This is a genomic window from Kitasatospora sp. NPDC088134 (genome assembly GCF_044741705.1).
Taxonomy (GTDB): domain Bacteria; phylum Actinomycetota; class Actinomycetes; order Streptomycetales; family Streptomycetaceae; genus Kitasatospora.
This window is the reverse complement of the sequence record NZ_JBIUTD010000005.1, coordinates 61,639-78,703: the sequence shown is the minus strand read 5'-3', so window position 1 is coordinate 78,703 and position 17,065 is coordinate 61,639. Positions and strand designations below refer to the sequence as shown.

Here is a 17,065-nt window from a genome sequence, read left to right as displayed (position 1 = left end):
GACCGGGACCTCCTCACCGGGCGTAGTCGACCTCGGGGAAGTCGGGGGAGGGGCCGTCGAGCAGCCGCCCCCGACCGCGCAGGTGCAGGTCGAAGAAGGCGCGCGGGTAGGCGCGTTGGAACGCCTGCGCCCGCTGCGCGGGAATCGTTCCGACCTCGTCCGCCAGGTCGGTCGGCGACATGCCCAGGAGCGGGGCGAGCAACGGCAGGATCAGCGCGTCGTCGCCGAACGACTGGTGCGCGGCTCCCCGGACGGTCAGGTGCAGGCGCCAGCCGCGCAGGTGCGACCAGAACGTGCGCAGGGCGGGGGTGCTCGCCATGCCGCCCTTGCCGAGGGTGTCCACGACCAGGAAGGGACGGTCGAGCCCGGCCGCCACCACCGGGCCCGCCGCGCCCCCGTCCAGGCTCGCCCCCGCCGTGATCCGCCCGTCGGCGAGCATCGTCGCGGCGGTGGCGGCGCCGCCCAGGGAGTGGCCGAGCATCCCGACCCGCCCCAGGTCGAGCGCCCCGCGCAGGCCGACCGGCAGCGGGGTGCGGCCGACGCCGGGCCGGCCGCCCGCGCGGAGGACGGCGAGCCGGTCCAGCACGAAGCGGACGTCGGCGGTGCGGACCGCGAGCGCCTTGCCGTAGTCGTCCATGCCGCCCGCCGGATTGGTCTCGACGCGTCCGCCGGGGAAGGCGACCACCGCCGCGTCGTAGGTGTGGTCGACGGTGACCACCACGAAGCCGTGGCCGGCCAGGTCCTCCGCGACGCCGGTGCCGAACGACCGGGACGCGTCGGCGCCGGGCGAGTAGAGCACGACGGGCAGCGGGCCAGGGGGCCCGCCGACGGGGGCGCCCTCGCGGCCGTGGGTGTCGCCCAGCCGCACCCGGCCGGGAGGCAGGCCGAGCAGGCTCAGGTACCGGTCGGCCGCCGCCGGAGGCATCCAGGGCGCGACGGGGCGGGCCACGCCCCCGCGGGCGGGGTACCAGACGCTGATCATCAGCTCGCGGCAGGGGCGGGAAGGCACCCAGGGGTCCGGCCGCGCGGTGTCGACCAGGTGCAGCGCGACCGTGCCCACCGGGTACGGCCCGTTCGGGGCGGGCAGCTGGAACCGCACGGGTTCCTCCTGCTCCGCCTGCGCGGCGGCGGCGGCGGCGGTGGTGGTGGGGAGGGTGAGGGCGGCAGCCAGTGCGGCGCCCGAGGACAGCAGTGTTCTCCGTTTCATGCGTTCCACTGTTCCGTCCGGGCGGCCCGGCGGCTTCGCCCCCGGGAAGGAACCCGGGGTCAGCCCAGGAGGGTACGACGGCCATCGGCCGCGCGGATGACTCGGCCCCCGGGATGACGTCCTCCGGGCTGACGGGCCCCGGGCCCCCGCCTCGGTAGCGTGGCCGGCATGGGTGACGGGGAGTCACGGCCGCTGGTGGCCGGACGGCTGGGGGACGGGCAGTGGCACGGCGTGGACACGGGCGCGGCCGTGCTCCTCGCCCTGGCGTTCGGCGCGAGCCAGGCGCGCGGCGGCGGCTGGGGCGCGGGAGCGGTGGCGGCGGCGGTCTGGCTGCCGGTCGCGGTGCGGCGCCGACGGCCCGTCCCGGTGCTGGGCACGGTGCTGGCCGGAGCGGTCCTCGCCACGGCGTTCACCGGGTGGGAGGAGTCCTGGGTCCCGGTCGCGGTCGTCCTGTACACGGTGGCGGCGCGCGAACCGCGGCGCCGGTCCGCGACGGCGCTCGGCTGCGCGCTGGGCGCCATTGCGGCGGCCACGGCCCTCGCCCCGGAACCGGCTCCGGCCGCCGGGGCCGCGGGCGCCGTCGTCTTCGCGTCCTTGATGACGGCCCTGCCCTGGCTGGTGGGCACCGCGCTGCGGGAGCAGCGGTCGGCCGCGGAACTCGCCGCCCGGCAGGCCGTGACGGACGAGCGCCTGCGGATCGCCCGCGAGCTCCACGACGTGGTGGCCCACCACCTGACCGTCATCGCGGTCCGGGCCGAGGTGGCCCGGGCGGTGGCCGCCACCCGGCCGCAGGAGGCCGAGCCGACCCTCGCCCTGGTCGGGGCGGCGGGCCGGACGGCGCTCACCGAAATGCGCCGCATGCTCGGCGTGCTGCGATCACCGGGGGACGGGGACGGGGACAGGGCCGAGCCGGGGTCCGCACCCGGTCTGGCGGACCTGCCCGCGCTCGCGGACGGCGCGGGCCCGCGCGTGGAGCTGTCCGTCGACCCGGGCCCGCCACTCCCCCCGGGGGTGGAGCTGGCGGTCTACCGGATCGTCCAGGAAGCCCTCACCAACGTCGTCCGGCACGCGGGGTCGGCGGACTGCCGAGTCACCCTGTCCCGGACCGGTCCCGGGACGGTCGAGATCGAGGTCGTCGACGACGGGCCGTCCCGGTTCCTGCCCCGGTTCCCGCCCCGGCGCCCCGGCGGCGGGCACGGGCTCGTCGGGATGCGGGAGCGGGCGGCCATGTGCGGCGGGACCCTCACCGCCGGGCCGCTGGCGACGGGCGGGTTCCGGGTGCACGCGCGGCTGCCCTGCGGACCGGAGGCGGTCCGGTGAACCGACCGGTGCGGGTCCTCGTCGCCGACGACCAGGCGCTGCTGCGGACGGGCTTCCGGCTGCTGATCGAGAGCGCGCCGGACCTCGCCGTCGCGGGCGAGGCCGTCAGCGGCGAGCAGGCCGTCGAACTCGCCCGGCGGCTGCGGCCCGACGTCGTGCTGATGGACATTCGGATGCCGGGCACGGACGGCCTGGAGGCCACCCGGCGGATCTGTGCGGACCCGGCCGCCGTCGGCACCCGGGTGCTGGTCCTCACCACGTTCGACCTGGACGAGTACGTGTACGCGGCGCTCCGCGGCGGGGCCAGCGGATTCCTCCTGAAGGACGTCCTCCCCGCCGACCTGTTGACGGCCCTGCGGGTGGTCGCCGCCGGCGACGCCCTGCTCGCGCCCGCGGTCACCCGCCGGCTGATCCACGAGTTCGCCGGACGCCACGAGCCGCGCCCGCGACTCGCCCGGGAGCTGACGGGCGTGACCCCGCGCGAACGGGAAGTGCTCCGCCTGGTGGCCCGGGGACTGCCCAATCCGGTGATCGCCGAGCACCTGGGGCTGAGCACCGCGACCGTCAAGACGCACGTCCGGCGGCTGCTGGCCAAGCTGCACGCCCACGACCGGGCCCAACTGGTCGTCATCGCCTACGAGACGGGCCTGGTCACCGCAGGAGGGAACCCCCCGCCCGCCGCCCGGGACGGTTCCCCCGCAGACGCCGCCCACCGCGGGCCGCGCCCCTCCTGACGGTGCGTCACCGGGGCCGGGGGGAGGGCGGGTCAGGTCGAGGCGCGGACCACCAGTTCGGTCGGCAGGATCACCGTCGGCGCCTCGTGGCCGGCGATCCGGTCCAGCAGCAGGCGGACCATCTCGGCGGAGATCCGGTCCCAGGGCTGCCTTATCGTGGTCAGCGGCGGCCGGGCGCTCGCCGCCACCGGCGAGTCGTCGAAACCACCGACCGCGACGTCCCCCGGCACCGAGCGGCCCGCGTGCTCCAGCGCCGACAGCGCGCCGTCCGCCATCAGGTCGGAGGCCACGAAGACGGCGTCCAAGTCCGGTGCGCGGAGCAGGAGTTCGCGCATCGCGGCCTCCCCGCCGGCCCGGCTGTAGTCGCCCTGCGCGACCAGCGCCCCGTCCACCGGCAGGCCGTACTCGGCCAGCACCTCGCGGTAGCCGGCCAGCCGCTCCACCCCGCCCGGGGTGTCCTGCGGGCCCGCGATGGTGGCGACCCGGGTGCGGCCCGACCCCAGCAGGTGGCGCACCAGGTCCTTCGCGCCCTCCCGGTCGTCCGCCGCCACGTACGGCACCCGGCCGCGCTGGCCCAGCGGGCGGCCGCAGCACACCATCGGGATGTCCGCCTCCCGCAGGTGCTCGATCATCGGGTTGCCCCGGTGCGAGGAGACCAGCAGCACGCCGTCCACGTGGCCCGCCGCCAGGTAGCGCGTCACCCGGCGGCGCTCCGCGTCGTCGCCCGCCGTCATCAGCAGCAGCGGGATGTCGTGCTCGGCCAGCGCCGCCGTGCAACCCCGCAGCAGCGTCGTGAAGTTGGGGTCCTCGAAGAACCGCTCCTGCGGCTCCGTCAGCAGGAACGCCACCGAGCCGGAGCGCTGCGTCACCAGGCTGCGGGCCGCCCGGTTCACCACGTAGCCCAGCTCGGCGATCGCCGCCTCCACCGCCCGCTGCGAGGCCGGGCTGACGTTGTGCCCGCCCTGCAGCACCCGGGAGACCGTCCCGCGCGAGACGCCCGCCACCGCGGCGACGTCGTGGATGGTCGGCGGGCGCTTCGGCCGTCCGGCCGCCCGGCCGCGGGGCGCTGGTTCGGTCATCGGGATGCGGGTCCTTGCGGTTCGAGGTGTCGGGGTCACTGTACTGGCGGGGCGGCCCGGCCGGCGGCCCGTCAGGACTTCACCGCGCCGGAGAGCAGGTCGACCCGCCAGTACCGCTGCAGCCCCAGGAACAGCGCGATCAGCGGCAGGATCGACAGCAGCGCGCCGGTGATCACCAGGGTGTACAGGGCCGGCTGGTTCGCGCCCTGCTGGAGCAGCGAGTACAGGCCCACCGTCACCGGGAACCGGTGGTCGTCGCCGAGCATGATGTACGGCAGCAGGAAGTTGTTCCAGATCGCCACGAACTGGAACAGGAACACCGTCACCAGCCCCGGCACCATCATCGGCAGCGCCACGCTCCGGAACAGCCGCCACTCGCGCGCCCCGTCCACCCGGGCCGCCTCCACCACCTCGTCCGGGATCGCCGCCTCCGCGTAGATCCGCGCCAGGTAGATCCCGTACGGCGACAGCACGCTCGGCAGCAGCACCGACCAGTAGCTGTCCGCCAGGCCGGCCTTCGCCATCAGCAGGTACTGCGGGACGGCCAGCGTGATCGGCGGCATCAGCACGCCCGCCAGCAGCACGTTGAACACCGTCGAGCGGCCCCGGAAGCGGTACTTGGCCAGCGCGTAGCCCGTCGCGCCGGACACCGCCGCCGAGAGCAGCGCGCCCGCGCCCGCGTACAGCGCCGAGTTCGCCATCCACTGCCAGTACACGCCGCCCCGGTAGGAGGACAGCTCGGACAGGTTGCTCCAGAAGCCGGTGCCCGGTGCGTAGGTGAAGGTGGTGAACAGCTCGTCGCGGCTCTTGGTCGCCGCCGTCAGCACCCACACCACCGGCACCAGGCAGTACACCGCGCCCAGCAGCAGGAGCAGGGTCGGCGTCCAGGCCGTCCGGCGCGGGGACGAGCCCGTCCGGCGCGAGGCGGTGGTGGTGCGGGGGCGGGCGGGCGTGCTGGTGGTGCTCATCTCAACTGCCTCCGTCGGTGCGCTTGTCGACCAGCTTCAGGAACCCGAAGGAGAGCAGCAGGGTGGCCGCCGCGATCACCACCGAGGTCGCCGCCGCCGAGTACACGTTGCCCTGCACGAAGGCGTCCCGGTACACCTTCATCAGCGGCGACCAGGTCGAACTCATCGAGTTGGTCAGCGGTTTGAGGGTCATCGGCTCGGCGAACACCTGCAGGGTGGCGATCATCGAGAAGAAGAAGGTCAGCACCAGCGAGGGCGCCACCATCGGGATCTTGATCCGGAGCGCGATCTGCAGCTCCGAGCAGCCGTCCAGCCGGGCCGCCTCGTACAGCTCGCCCGGCAGCGCCCGCAGCGAGGTGTAGATGACGATCATGTTGAAGCCGGTGCCGCCCCAGACCGCGATGTTCGCCATCGCCAGGTACAGCCCGTCGCCGTGCAGCAGGTCCGGGCCGCTCATCCCCGCCTGCGTCAGCAGGTAGTAGCCCGGGCTGACCTCCGGCAGGTACAGGAACCCCCACAGCGTGGAGGCGACGATCCCCGGCACCGCGTACGGCAGGAAGATCACCAGCCGGGAGAAGGCCCGCAGCCGCACCCGCGGCACGTCCAGCAGCAGCGCGAAGAACAGCGCCGCCCCCAGCATCGTCGGCACCAGCAGCGCCCCGTACAGCAGCACCCGGCCGGAGCCCGCGAGCAGTTCGGAGTCCGACAGCGCCGAGGTGTAGTTCGACAGCCCCGCCCAGACCTCGGTCCGGGCGTGCGACCCCAGGCCCAGGCCCTTCACCTTGACGGAGCGCAGGCTCAGGTAGACCGCGTAGCCGATCGGCAGCGCGAAGAACAGCGTGAACAGCAGCGCCGCCGGGCCGAGGAAGCCGTACGGCGCGAGCGTGCCGCGCCGCCGGACCGGGCGGGGCGGGGGAGGGGAGGCCATGGCGGCTCCTTGCGGGATCGGGGAGGTCCTTGCGGGACCGGGAGGGCGATCGGGAGCAGGGATCGGGAGGGGGCGGACCCGGCCCGCCGCCGGGCGGGGCGGCGGGCCGGGGAACTGCGGCCCGGTTCCTGACGGTGCTTGACGGTGCGTCAGGGGACGGCGGGACCGCAGGGGGCGGAGGGGGCGGGGTCAGCCGGTGACCTGGAAGCCGTTCTTCTTCAGGTCCGCCACCGTGGACTGCTGCATCGCCGACAGCGCCGCGGCGAAGTCGCCCTTCTCCTGCGCCGCCTTGCCGAACGCGTCCTTGAAGGTCGAGTAGGCCACGTTCACGTTCGGGCCCCAGGCCGCCGCCGCGGTGCCCTTGGCGATCTCCGCCGCCTTCGGGTAGAAGTCCGGCTGGTTCGGGAAGAACTCCGGCGCCGCCGACAGCAGGCCGCCGCTCTGCGCCGAGGTCGCCGCCGGGTAGACGTTGACTTCCTTCACCAGCGCCGCCAGCGCCTCCGGGTCGGTGTTCAGCCAGGTGGCGAACTTCGTCGCCGCCTCCCCGTGGCCCGACTTCACCGCGCCCGTGGTGACGCCGGTCGCCGAACCGCCCCAGCTGCCCGTCACCGCCGCGCCGGCCTGCCACTGCGGCAGCGGGGCCATCGCCCACTTGCCCTTGGTGTCCGGGGCCGAGCTGGTCAGTACGCCCGGTGCCCACACCGCCGACACCCAGCCGATCTGGGTGCCGTCGTTCAGCGCCTTGCTCCAGGCCGGGGTGTACATCGGCTGGTTGTCGACCGCGCCGTCCTTGACCAGGCCCGACCAGAAGTCCGCGACCTTCTTCGTCGCCGGGTCGTCGATCGCCACGCTCCACTTGTCGCCCGCGGCGGTCCACCACTTCGCGCCCGCCTGCTGGGCCAGGCCCGCGAACAGGCCCGGGTCGGCGGCGGAGAAGGTGGTGAGCGACTTCTCCGGGGCCTTCTGCTTGAGCGCGCGGGCGGTGGCCGCGAACCCGTCCCAGGTGGTCGGCACGGTCAGGCCGTACTGCTGGAACAGGTCCTGCCGGTAGTAGAAGGCCAGCGGCGCGGTGTCCTCGGGGATCGCGTAGACCGCGTCCGAGTCGAGCGTGACCTGCTTCCACACCCCCTCGGCGAACTGCGACTTGGCCCCGCCCGCCTGCTTGGCGATGTCGGCGAGCACGTCGTTGGAGACCAGGGTCGGCAGCGCCTGGTACTCGGCCTGGACCAGGTCCGGCGCGTTGCCGGCCTTGGCGGCGGTGATGGTCTTGGTCACCAGGTCGTCGCCGCCGGCCTGCTTGAGCACGCTGACCTGGACGTCCGGGTGGGCCTTGTTCCAGACCTCGGCGACCTTGTCCATGTTCGGCGCCCAGGACCAGAAGGTCAGCTTCACCGGACCGGACGCCGCCCCGGGGGCGTCGCCGGAACCGCCGTCGGACGAGCACGCGGACAGCGCGAGCGTGCCGCACAGGGCGGCGGCCGCGGCGAGGGCGAGGCGACGGTGCATGGAGATCCTCCCGAGGATCACGGGGATGCGGGGTGAGGGAAGTCGTGGACGGCCGCCGGGCGAGGGGGCGCACGGCGGCCGCCGGCACCGGCGGCGGACTCGACGCGAGGGGGGTCCCGGGTCGGGTCCGGCTGCTGTGCACGTTCACAGTACGGAAACCTGGGAGACACTTGTCAATCCCTGAAGTCATACGGTTATCTGGGCGAGACACAGCGCGGCCCGGTGGTCAACGGGGTGTGCACGTTCACAGTTCTTCTCGATGGAGCACCCATGGATCACCCCCGGTACCCCCGCCCGCTCGGACTCGCCCCGCTCGCCTACGGCGGCGACTACAACCCCGAGCAGTGGCCGGAGGAGGTCTGGGCCGAGGACGTCCGGCTGATGGGCGAGGCCGGGGTCACCATGGTCAGCGTCGGGATCTTCTCCTGGGCGCTGCTCGAACCCGAGCGCGGCGTCTACGAGTTCGGCTGGCTGGACCGGCTGCTCGACCTGCTGCACGCCCACGGCATCCGGGCCGACCTGGCCACCCCCACCGTCGTCCCGCCCGCCTGGTTCTACCGCGACCACCCCGAGGCGCTGCCCGTCACCCGCGAGGGCCACCGGTACTCCTTCGGCTCGCGCGGCGCGATCTGCCACAGCTCGCCCGCCTACCAGCAGGCCGCCGCCGCCATCACCGAGCAGCTCGCCCGCCGCTACGGCAGCCACCCCGCCGTCGCGCTCTGGCACGTCCACAACGAGTACGGCGTCCCCGTCAGCGACTGCTACTGCGAGGAATCCGCCGCGCACTTCCGGCGCTGGCTCGCCGAGCGCCACGGCACCCTGGAGGAACTCAACTCCGCCTGGGGGACGGCGTTCTGGGGCCAGCGCTACACCTGCTGGGACGACGTCCAGCCGCCCCGGCTCACCCCCACCGCGGGCAACCCCGCCCAGCAGCTCGACCACGCCCGCTTCACCAACGACGCGATCCTCGCCAACTTCAAGCGCGAACGCGACCTGCTGCACCGGCTCGCCCCCGGCATCCCCGTCACCACCAACTTCATGACCGCGCTCAGCCAGTGCCAGTCCCTGGACTACTGGGCCTGGGGCCGCGAGGTCGACCTGGTCGCCAACGACCACTACCTGGTGGCCGAGGACCCGCGCAGCCAGATCAACCTGGCGATGGCCGCCGACCTCACCCGCTCGGTGGCCGGCGGCCGCCCCTGGCTGCTGCTCGAACACTCCACCGGCGCCGTCAACTGGCAGCCCCGCAACCTCGCCAAGCGCCCCGGCGAACTCGCCCGCAACAGCCTCGCGCACGTCGCCCGCGGCTCCGAGGGCGCGATGTTCTTCCAGTGGCGGGCCTCCCGGTACGGCGCCGAGAAGTTCCACTCCGCGATGCTCCCGCACGCCGGGACCGCCAGCCGGATCTGGCGCGAAGTCGTCGCCCTCGGAGCGGAATTGGGGAAGCTCGCGGAGATTCGGGACAGTCTGGTGCGGTCCGACGCCGCCCTGCTCTGGGACTGGGAGTCCTGGTGGGCCCAGCGCCTGGAGTGGCGCCCCAGCGTCGACCTCGACGCCCGCGAACGCGCCGACGCCTGGTACGCCGCCACCTGGGACGCCCACCTCACCGTCGACTTCGCCCACCCCGAGGCAGAGTTGGGCCGCTATCCGCTGGTCGTCGCCCCCGCCCTCTACCTCACCACCGAGGCCGCCGGCCGCAACCTGCACCAGTACGTCGCCGGTGGCGGCACCCTGGTGGTCTCCTGCTTCTCCGGCATCGTCGACGAGCACGACACCGTCCACCCCGGCCCGCACCCCGGCGCGCTCCGCGACGTCCTCGGCCTCACCGTCGAGGAGTTCGCCCCGCTCCCGGCCGGGCGGGGCGTCACGCTGGAGGCCGTCGGCGGCGGACCCGTGCTGGCCGCCGAGGGTGGCTCCGCGCTGCCCGGCGGGGATGGCTCCGTGCTGCCCGGCGGGGATGGCTCGGTGCTGCACGCCGACGCCTGGACCGAGTTCGTGGTGCCGGACGGCGCCGAGGTCCTGTACCGCTACGCCGACGGCCCCGCCGCCGGGCAGCCCGCCGTCACCCGGCACGCCCTCGGCGCCGGGCACGCCTACTACGTCTCGGCCCGCCTGGACGCCGCCGGGCTGGCCCGGATCGTCGAACTCGCCGCTGCTGACGCGGGATTGACGCTCCCTCGGCTGCCGCGCGACCTGGAGGTGGTCGAGCGGGCCGCCGCGGACGGGCGGCGCTACCTGTTCGCCGTCAACCACGCCGACAGCGACGCCGTCCTGCCGCTCACCGCCCCCGGCACCGAACTCCTCACCGGCGCGGCCGTCTCGGGCAGCGTCACCGTTCCGGCCGGGGGTACCCGGGTGGTCCGGTACTGACGGTCCGTCGGTCGGGCCGGGGCGGGCCGGGGCGGGCCGGGGCGGGGCGGGGAAAACGCGTTGTTCCCCCGGGCGGGGCGTCCTACGCTGACGGCCGCCGACCGCCCGGTCGGACGGCGGCCGCGTTCCGCTGGGCCCGCGCGGCCCCCGCAGCGGCACCGTCCCGGAGGCACCGTGATCTTCCGTCCCGCCGTCGAGTCCGACCTCGACCGGCTGCTCCCGCTCCTCGACGCCGACCCGACGGGCGGGGTGACGGCCGAGGCGTACCGGGCCGGGCTCGCCGACGGCCAGTACCGCTTCGACCGGATGTGGCTCGCCGAGGACGCCCCCGGCGGCGCGCCGCTCGCGCTCGCCGTCTGGTGGGGCTCCCCGGGCGAGGCCCGGCCCCGCGCTCTCGACGGGCTGTTCGCGTCCGGGGCGGAGGGGGCGGCGGGGTTCGGGGAGGGGTCGGCGGGGTCGGGGGAGGCGCGTACCGTGCTGGCTGCGGGCCTGCTCGGTGCCGCGCACACGGCGTACGCCGAGGCCGGTGCGGACGTCGCGCCCGAGTACCACCTCTTCCTGCCCGGCGACTGGCGCGACCGCCCCGAGCTGGTCGCGGCCGTGGCCTGGCGGCGGGAGGCCGCCCGGCGGGCCGGGCTCCCGGCGAGCCTGGAGCGGCTGCGCTACGAGTGGACGCCGCAGAACGGGCTCCCCGAGCCGTCCGGGCGGCTGCGCTTCCGGGCCGAGCCCGACGACGAGGTCTTCGTCGACCTGTTCCGCCGGGTCCTGGCGGGCACCCTCGACGCCTCCTCCCGCAAGGGGGCCGCCCGGAACGGCGCCGAGGCGCAGGCCCGCGAGGACCTCGCTTTCTACCGCGACACCATGCCCGGGAAGCGCTCCTGGTGGCGGGTCGCCCGGACGCCCGACGGGGTGACGGTCGGCTTCGGCATCCCCTCGCGCAACCACGCCACCCCCGTGGTCGGCTACCTCGGGGTGCTCCCCGAGCACCGGGGCCGCGGGTACGCGGACGAGATCCTCGCCGAGATCACCCGCGTCCTGGCCGCCGAGGCCGCGCCGGAGCGGATCCGTGCCGACACCGACCTGACGAACACCCCGATGGCCGCCGCCTTCGCCCGCGCGGGCTACCGCAACAGCGCCCGCCGCCTGGTGCTCTCCGCGCGCTGACCCTCGCCGGCGCCTCGCGGCGCCGGTGCATTGTCGGTCCGGGCCGGTAGCGTGCCCGGCATGGCCGACACCGAACTGGCGACGCTGACCGGCGTCCTGCGCGGCAAGCGCGCACACGTCCTGGAGATCCTGACCGGGCTGGACGAGGAGGCGCTGCGCCGCCCGGTCCTGCCCTCCGGGTGGAGCTGCCTCGGGCTGGTCCACCATCTCGCCCTGGACGACGAGAAGTTCTGGTTCCGGGCGGTCGCGGCGGGCGAACCGGCCGCGATCGAGGAGATCCTCTCCGCCACCGAGGACGCCTGGCAGCTCCCGGCGGACCTGACGGCCGCTCAGATCCTCGACCGCTACCGCCGGGAGAGCGCCCTCGCCGACGCCGTCCTCGCCACCGCCGACCTCGACGCCGCCCCCGCCTGGTGGCCGGACTTCTTCGGCGGCTGGCGCTACGACACGCTCCGCGAGGTGGTCCTGCACGTCATCACCGAAACCGCCACCCACGCCGGACACCTGGACGCGGTACGCGAACTCATCGACGGCCGACAGCACTTGGTCCTCGGCTGACCCCGCCGCCCGGCCCGGGGCGCCCGGGAGGTGTCGAACGCGTTCCGGGTGATCCGGCGCGTTCCCGAACCGGTGAGCGAGGCAATCACCCGACCGGGCAGCCGAGTTGGACTCCACCGGTGCGACCACGTACAAATGCGGCAACAGGCCCCGGGGCCCGGTCGGCTTCGTGCCGCCGAGCTGCCGGGGCGCCCATTCGCCGTTCGGAGGACAGCGTGCCAGACGATTTCGAGGACATCCCTGAGCTCGAGGCGGTTGAGGAGGAGGACGCCGACGAGACCGGGATCGACCTGAAGGACATCGACCTGGTGATGGCTCAGGTCGGCGCGTCGAGGGCGGCCGCGGTCAGGGCCCTGAGGGAGAGTGGCGGCGACCTCGTCAACGCAATCATGCGTGCCAGCGAGGTCTGAGAGAGTTCCGGACGATCGGGTGAAGGCCCGTTCTCCAGGCCGTCGGCGAGGCGGTGGGCCGCTCCGGCCCCGACGGGCCCCGTGGTTTCAGCGTCTCGCCGACGAGGCAGGGTCGGCCGATCGCGGCAGCCGGCCGGACCTCGGGCTCCTGCGTCCGGTCCGGCAGGGCTCGGCTGCGGTGGAAACGTCAAGCTCGCGGGCCGGGTTCCGTCGTGGGGGAGGGGACGAGGAACAGGTCGGGGCCCGCGGCGACGGCCAGGTGGCCGGTCGGGGTGAGGGCGACGGCGTGGACCTGGGCGGGGAAGTGCAGGGGCGGGGCGAGCAGTTGGGCCGTCAGGGGGTTCCAGAGGCGGACGGTGCCGTCCCAGCTGCCGGTGGCGGCGGCGGGGCGGCCGGACAGGGTGCCGAGGGCGACGGCGCTGACCGGTTCGGTTCTCTAGCCAGTCTGCGCGTGTTGCATTTTGGACCTTCGCAGGCCTGCGTGACCCTCGATCGAGGTCTTGCACTCCAGACCAAACTCACCTGATCCAGTGCTTGTCTCGCCGCCTCGGCATCCAGCTCAGTGCTGGCCACCCCCGCGCCCAGTGTTAGGCCGTGTCTCGTAATTGATCATGTGGTGGGTCATTGCTCTTCGGCTCGCAGCCACAGGATCAGCGAGGCGAGGACGACGCCGGCCCGGTAGCGGTTGGCCAGCTTGTCGAATCTGGTGGCCACTGCCCGGAATTGCTTCAGCTTGGCGAAGCAGCGTTCGACGACGTTCCGCCCCTTGTAGGCGGTCTTGTCGAAGGCCGGCGGTCGCCCGCCGCGGCTTGCGCGGCGGGCTCGGCCGGCGATCTGGTCCCGGCGTTCGGGGATGGTCGCCCTGATCCGTCGGCGCCGCAGCAGGCTGCGGATCTTGCGGGAGGAGTACGCCTTGTCGGCCACGACCCGGTCGGGCCTGGTCCTTGGCCGCCCGGCTCCGACACGTGGAACGCGGATCGCGTCGAGGACGGCGGGCAGCATCGTGCAGTCGGCCGTGTTGCCGGTACTCAGCACGATCGACAGCGGCAGGCCCCGGCCGTCGACTCCCAGGTGGATCTTGGTCGTCAGGCCGCCCCGGGACCTGCCGAGCGCCTCGCGGCGCGCAACTGCTGCCGGATCATCCGATTCGTCCTCGGGCCGGTCCCCTTTTTGCGGGCCCCGGCCGCGTGCTGGTGAGCCCTCGCGGCCGTGGAGTCGATCGAGACCGTCCACTCCACGGCCCCCACCGCGTCGTCGCGGACCTGGACCTCCCGCAGGAGCGCGGCCCAGGTCCCGTCCTTCTCCCATTGGGCGAAGCGTCGGTAGACGGTCTGCCACGGGCCGTAGCGCTCGGGCAGATCACGCCACGGGGCACCCGTGCGCAACCGCCACAGCACCCCGTTCACCACCTGCCGGTGATCCCGCCAAGGACGCCCGGCACCATCCCGCTGCGGCAGCAACGGCTCAATCCGAGCCCACCCAGCATCCGTTATCTCTCCACGACCCACCACAAGATCAATTATGAGACACGGCCTAGTGGCCAGCTGAGATCCCCACTCGTGGCCACTTGACGGGGCGTTAAGTGGCCACACTTTCGATCACGCGCAGTAGTCGGGAGGGGGCTCCGTCAGCTCCCCCGCAACCCCGAGAGACAGGATTTCCTGAATTCAGGATTCTCTGTATCGTTGAGCTCGTGCTGACTCTCGTTTCCGAGGTCGAGGTCCTCGCGCGGTTCGGCCGCGCGCTCGCCGACCCGATCCGCTGCCGCATTCTGCTCGCCCTGCGCGAGGCCCCGGCCCACCCCTCCGACCTCGCCGAAACCCTGGGCATCTCCCGCACCCGGCTCTCCAACCATCTCGCCTGCCTGCGCGACTGCGGCCTGGTCGCCGCCGTCCCCGTCGGGCGCCGAACCCGTTACGAGCTCGCGGACCAACGGCTCGGCCACGCGCTGGACGACCTGCGCACCGCCGTCGTCGCCGTCGAGACCGACCGCGCCTGCGTGGACGCCGACGAGAAGGGCTGCTGCTGATGGCGGCGATCTCGCTCGGCCCGTCCCCGGCCCGCCGCGACGCGCTCACCCGGCGAATACGGCTGCTGGTGGCCGCCACGATCACCTACAACGTGACCGAGGCGATCGTCGCCCTCACCGCCGGCACCCTCGCCTCCTCCACCGCGCTCATCGGCTTCGGGCTCGACTCGATCATCGAGGTGTCCTCCGCCGCCGCGGTCGCCTGGCAGTTCTCCGCCCGGGACCACGCCGCGCGCGCAGCCCGCGAGAAGACCACCCTGCGGATCATCACCGTCTCGTTCTTCGCCCTCGCCACCTACATCACCGCCGACTCGATCCGGGCCCTGACCGGCACCGGCGAGGCCGAACGCTCCATCCCCGGCATCGCCCTCGCTGCCCTGTCCCTCGCCGTGATGCCGCTCCTGTCCGCCGCCCAGCGCAAGGCCGGCCGCGAACTCGGCTCCGCCAGCGCCGTCGCCGACTCCAAGCAGACCCTGCTCTGCACCTACCTCTCCGCCATCCTCCTCGCCGGCCTGCTCCTCAACGCCACCCTCGGCTGGTCCTGGGCCGACCCCACCGCCGCCCTTGTCATCGCCGCCATCGCCATCAAGGAAGGCCGCGACGCCTGGCAGGGCAAGGGCTGCTGCGCACCCACGACCGGCCCCGCCCCGACACCGGACCAGACCACCGACGCGTGCGGATGCCGCCCCGGCTGCGACTGCTGCAACTGACCCGCCACTACAGGACGTGACCGCTCCCCGAGGACGCCGCCGCAACTGGCCGCCAGCGAGGAGCGGTCACTGGCCGTCCACGGCGAAATCCGCCTGGCCGCTGTCAGCCCAGCGGTGTCCCCTCAGAGGGGACATAGACCGGAGGAAATGTCAGGAATCGCGACATTTATGTCAGCTGGGCTGACCTTTTCGTCCCGGGCGACGGCTGGCGGTGTTGGCGTTCATCCTGCTCTTCACCGGTTTCAAGGGCGGCCGAGGGCGCGGAAGGTCCAGCCGGCCGCGCGCCACCGGTTGGCGTTGAGGGTGCCGCGGGCGTCGATGACCTTGGGGACGGCGATGTGGCTGGCGAGGTCGGCCGGGTCGGTGTCGGAGTACTGGGGCCAGTCGGTCAGGTGCAGCAGCAGCCCGGCGCCGGTGACGGCCTGGGTGGGGTCGTCGGCGTAGTCGAGCTGGGGGTAGGACCTGCGGGAGTTCTCCATCGCGGCGGGGTCGTGGACGGTGACCTCTGCGCCGGCGCGCTGGAGGGCGTCGGCGACTGCGAGGGCCGGGGAGTCGCGGATGTCGTCGGTGTGGGCCTTGAAGGCGGCGCCCCAGACGGCGATCCGCTTGCCGACCAGGGTGCCGCCGAGCGCCTCGCGGGCGAGGTCGACGGTGTGCTCGCGTCGGCGCCGGTTGATCGCGGCGACGTGGCGGAGCAGGCCGGTGTCAGCGCCGAGCTCCTCGGCGCGGTGGGTGAACCCGGCCAGGTCCTTGGGCAGGCAACCGCCGCCGAACCCGAGCCCGGGCCGCATGCCCTTGGCGCCGATCCGGTGGTCATAGCCCAGGGCGAGAGCAATCTGCTGAACGTTGGCGCCGGTCAGCTCGCAGAGCTCCGCCATCGCGTTGATGAAGGAGATCTTGGTGGCGAGGAAGGCGTTCGCGGCTCCCTTGATCAGCTCGGCGGTCGGGATGTCGGTGACGATCAGCGGCGAGCCGCCGGCCAGGATGTCGGCATAGACGGTCCGGAAGACGGCCTCGCTGCTGGTGTCGCCGTCCTCGATGCCGAGCACGATCCGGTCCGGCTCCAGGGTGTCCAGAACGGCGAACGACTCGCGCAGGAACTCCGGCGACCAGGCCAGTCGGGCGCTCGCCCCGTTGCGGACGTGCTCGTCCAGGGTCTGCCGCAGCTTCGCGACGGTGCCGACCGGGACGGTCGACTTGCCGATGATCAGCGCGCCGTCGCCGAGCCGCGGGGCCAGCTGGCGGACGGCGGTGTGCAGGTGGGTGAGGTCGTAGGCGCCGCTGCCGTCCTGCTGCGGGGTGCCGACGCCCAGGAAGTGAACGTCGGCGAAGGCGGCGGCCTCCGCGTAGGAGGCGGTGAAGCGGAGCTGTCCGGTGGCGGTGTGCTTGGCGAGCAGGTCGTCCAGGCCGCGCTCGATAAACGGGGCCTGGCCCTTGTTCAGGGCGTCGACCTTGTCGGTGTCGGTGTCCACGCCGAGGACCTGGTGGCCGAGCTCGGCCATCGTGGCGGCGTGGGTCGCGCCGAGGTAGCCGCAGCCGATCACGGTGAGCTTCACGAAGGTGTCCTTCCAAGGGGGCGGGGTTTGCCGCCCGGCCAGGCGCCCCAACCCCCCTTGAGGACGGGGGCGTCAGGTGCCGGACTGGGCGGCCAGGTAGCGATGGATGCCGTCGCGGATGAACGGCGGGATGGTCAGAACGGGCAGGTGCTCGGGGGCGAAGAACTGGAGCTTGACGCCCTCGGCCAGCGGCAGCGCGGTCTCGTCGCCGTCCCAGGAGGCGGCGAAGAAGGTGATGATCTGCCCCGAGCCATGGGCGTCCGGGGTCTCGAAGAGCTCCGCAAGGCCGCCGTCGACGGCGAGGCCGGCTTCCTCGTCGAGTTCGCGGACGATCGCGTCGGCCGGGCTCTCGCCCGGGTCGCAACCGCCTCCGAGGAGGCTCCAGTGCCCGCGCCAGGTCACGCCGTCGAGGTCGTCGCGCAGGTGCAGGAGGAGCTCGCCGCGGCGGTTTGTGATGATCGCGACCGCTCCGCGCGGCTCGGCGGCGGACGGCTCGGTGGGGAGAGTCTGGGAGTCCATGCGCTCA

The 17,065-nt window shown here is 73.8% G+C and carries 17 protein-coding genes; 8 read left to right on the top strand and 9 right to left on the bottom strand.

The window, feature by feature from the left end; translation table 11 throughout:
• Nucleotides 1-13: 13 nt before the first annotated feature.
• Nucleotides 14-1,207, bottom strand: coding sequence for an alpha/beta hydrolase family protein (locus ACIOHG_RS10350; protein ID WP_400947832.1), 1,194 nt, complete (start codon nucleotides 1,205-1,207; stop codon nucleotides 14-16).
• Nucleotides 1,208-1,375: 168 nt separating this feature from the next.
• Here ACIOHG_RS10350 and ACIOHG_RS10345 point away from each other — a divergent pair, with 168 nt between their 5' ends.
• Both ACIOHG_RS10345 and ACIOHG_RS10340 read left to right on the top strand, forming a co-directional pair.
• Complete coding sequence (locus ACIOHG_RS10345) at nucleotides 1,376-2,527, top strand: sensor histidine kinase (protein WP_400947830.1); 1,152 nt, start codon at nucleotides 1,376-1,378, stop codon at nucleotides 2,525-2,527.
• Nucleotides 2,524-3,261, top strand: coding sequence for a response regulator (locus ACIOHG_RS10340; protein WP_400947828.1), 738 nt, complete (start codon nucleotides 2,524-2,526; stop codon nucleotides 3,259-3,261). Before ACIOHG_RS10345 ends, ACIOHG_RS10340 begins: the two co-directional genes overlap by 4 nt.
• 32 nt (nucleotides 3,262-3,293) lie before the next feature.
• Here the strand turns inward: ACIOHG_RS10340 and ACIOHG_RS10335 are convergent, their stop codons facing one another.
• From ACIOHG_RS10335 to ACIOHG_RS10320, 4 genes are all read right to left on the bottom strand, one after another.
• Nucleotides 3,294-4,340, bottom strand: a complete 1,047-nt coding sequence (locus ACIOHG_RS10335; protein WP_400947826.1) for a LacI family DNA-binding transcriptional regulator — start codon at nucleotides 4,338-4,340, stop codon at nucleotides 3,294-3,296.
• Between the two features lie 71 nt (nucleotides 4,341-4,411).
• Complete coding sequence (locus ACIOHG_RS10330) at nucleotides 4,412-5,308, bottom strand: carbohydrate ABC transporter permease (protein ID WP_400947824.1); 897 nt, start codon at nucleotides 5,306-5,308, stop codon at nucleotides 4,412-4,414.
• Between the two features lies 1 nt (nucleotide 5,309).
• Nucleotides 5,310-6,236: a carbohydrate ABC transporter permease gene (locus ACIOHG_RS10325; protein WP_400947822.1), complete on the bottom strand. Its 927-nt coding sequence runs from the start codon at nucleotides 6,234-6,236 to the stop codon at nucleotides 5,310-5,312.
• Nucleotides 6,237-6,425: 189 nt separating this feature from the next.
• Nucleotides 6,426-7,742: an ABC transporter substrate-binding protein gene (locus ACIOHG_RS10320; protein WP_400947819.1), complete on the bottom strand. Its 1,317-nt coding sequence runs from the start codon at nucleotides 7,740-7,742 to the stop codon at nucleotides 6,426-6,428.
• A 270-nt stretch (nucleotides 7,743-8,012) separates the two neighbouring features.
• On the opposite strand from ACIOHG_RS10320, the gene ACIOHG_RS10315 reads away from it, so the two are divergent.
• The 4 genes from ACIOHG_RS10315 (at nucleotide 8,013) to ACIOHG_RS10300 (ending at nucleotide 12,244) form a co-directional block, all read left to right on the top strand.
• A complete protein-coding gene (locus ACIOHG_RS10315; RefSeq protein ID WP_400947816.1) occupies nucleotides 8,013-10,112 on the top strand; it encodes a beta-galactosidase in 2,100 nt (699 codons plus the stop codon).
• Nucleotides 10,113-10,286: 174 nt separating this feature from the next.
• Nucleotides 10,287-11,276, top strand: coding sequence for a GNAT family N-acetyltransferase (locus ACIOHG_RS10310; protein ID WP_400947813.1), 990 nt, complete (start codon nucleotides 10,287-10,289; stop codon nucleotides 11,274-11,276).
• 60 nt (nucleotides 11,277-11,336) lie between these two features.
• Nucleotides 11,337-11,834, top strand: coding sequence for a DinB family protein (locus ACIOHG_RS10305; RefSeq protein WP_400947811.1), 498 nt, complete (start codon nucleotides 11,337-11,339; stop codon nucleotides 11,832-11,834).
• Between the two features lie 215 nt (nucleotides 11,835-12,049).
• Nucleotides 12,050-12,244, top strand: coding sequence for a hypothetical protein (locus tag ACIOHG_RS10300; protein WP_400947808.1), 195 nt, complete (start codon nucleotides 12,050-12,052; stop codon nucleotides 12,242-12,244).
• Between the two features lie 187 nt (nucleotides 12,245-12,431).
• On the opposite strand, the gene ACIOHG_RS10295 is transcribed toward ACIOHG_RS10300, so the two are convergent.
• Both ACIOHG_RS10295 and ACIOHG_RS10290 read right to left on the bottom strand, forming a co-directional pair.
• Nucleotides 12,432-12,644: a hypothetical protein gene (locus ACIOHG_RS10295; RefSeq protein WP_400948493.1), complete on the bottom strand. Its 213-nt coding sequence runs from the start codon at nucleotides 12,642-12,644 to the stop codon at nucleotides 12,432-12,434.
• A 221-nt stretch (nucleotides 12,645-12,865) separates the two neighbouring features.
• Nucleotides 12,866-13,752 (bottom strand): IS5 family transposase gene (locus ACIOHG_RS10290; protein WP_400948491.1). Its coding sequence is split into 2 segments (ribosomal slippage): nucleotides 12,866-13,404 and nucleotides 13,404-13,752, totalling 888 coding nucleotides; the frame shifts between segments, so codons are not numbered across the junction.
• A gap of 185 nt (nucleotides 13,753-13,937) precedes the next feature.
• Here ACIOHG_RS10290 and ACIOHG_RS10285 point away from each other — a divergent pair.
• Nucleotides 13,938-14,273, top strand: coding sequence for an ArsR/SmtB family transcription factor (locus ACIOHG_RS10285; RefSeq protein ID WP_400947806.1), 336 nt, complete (start codon nucleotides 13,938-13,940; stop codon nucleotides 14,271-14,273).
• Nucleotides 14,273-14,983, top strand: a complete 711-nt coding sequence (locus ACIOHG_RS10280) for a cation transporter (protein ID WP_400947804.1) — start codon at nucleotides 14,273-14,275, stop codon at nucleotides 14,981-14,983. Before ACIOHG_RS10285 ends, ACIOHG_RS10280 begins: the two co-directional genes overlap by 1 nt.
• A gap of 242 nt (nucleotides 14,984-15,225) precedes the next feature.
• On the opposite strand, the gene ACIOHG_RS10275 is transcribed toward ACIOHG_RS10280, so the two are convergent.
• Nucleotides 15,226-16,539 carry a UDP-glucose dehydrogenase family protein gene (locus tag ACIOHG_RS10275; protein ID WP_400947801.1) on the bottom strand — a complete coding sequence of 438 codons (1,314 nt, stop codon included), beginning with the start codon at nucleotides 16,537-16,539 and terminating at the stop codon, nucleotides 15,226-15,228.
• 72 nt (nucleotides 16,540-16,611) lie between these two features.
• On the bottom strand, nucleotides 16,612-17,058 hold the full coding sequence (locus ACIOHG_RS10270; RefSeq protein WP_400947798.1) for an NUDIX domain-containing protein: 447 nt from the start codon (nucleotides 17,056-17,058) through the stop codon (nucleotides 16,612-16,614).
• Nucleotides 17,059-17,065: the final 7 nt, after the last annotated feature.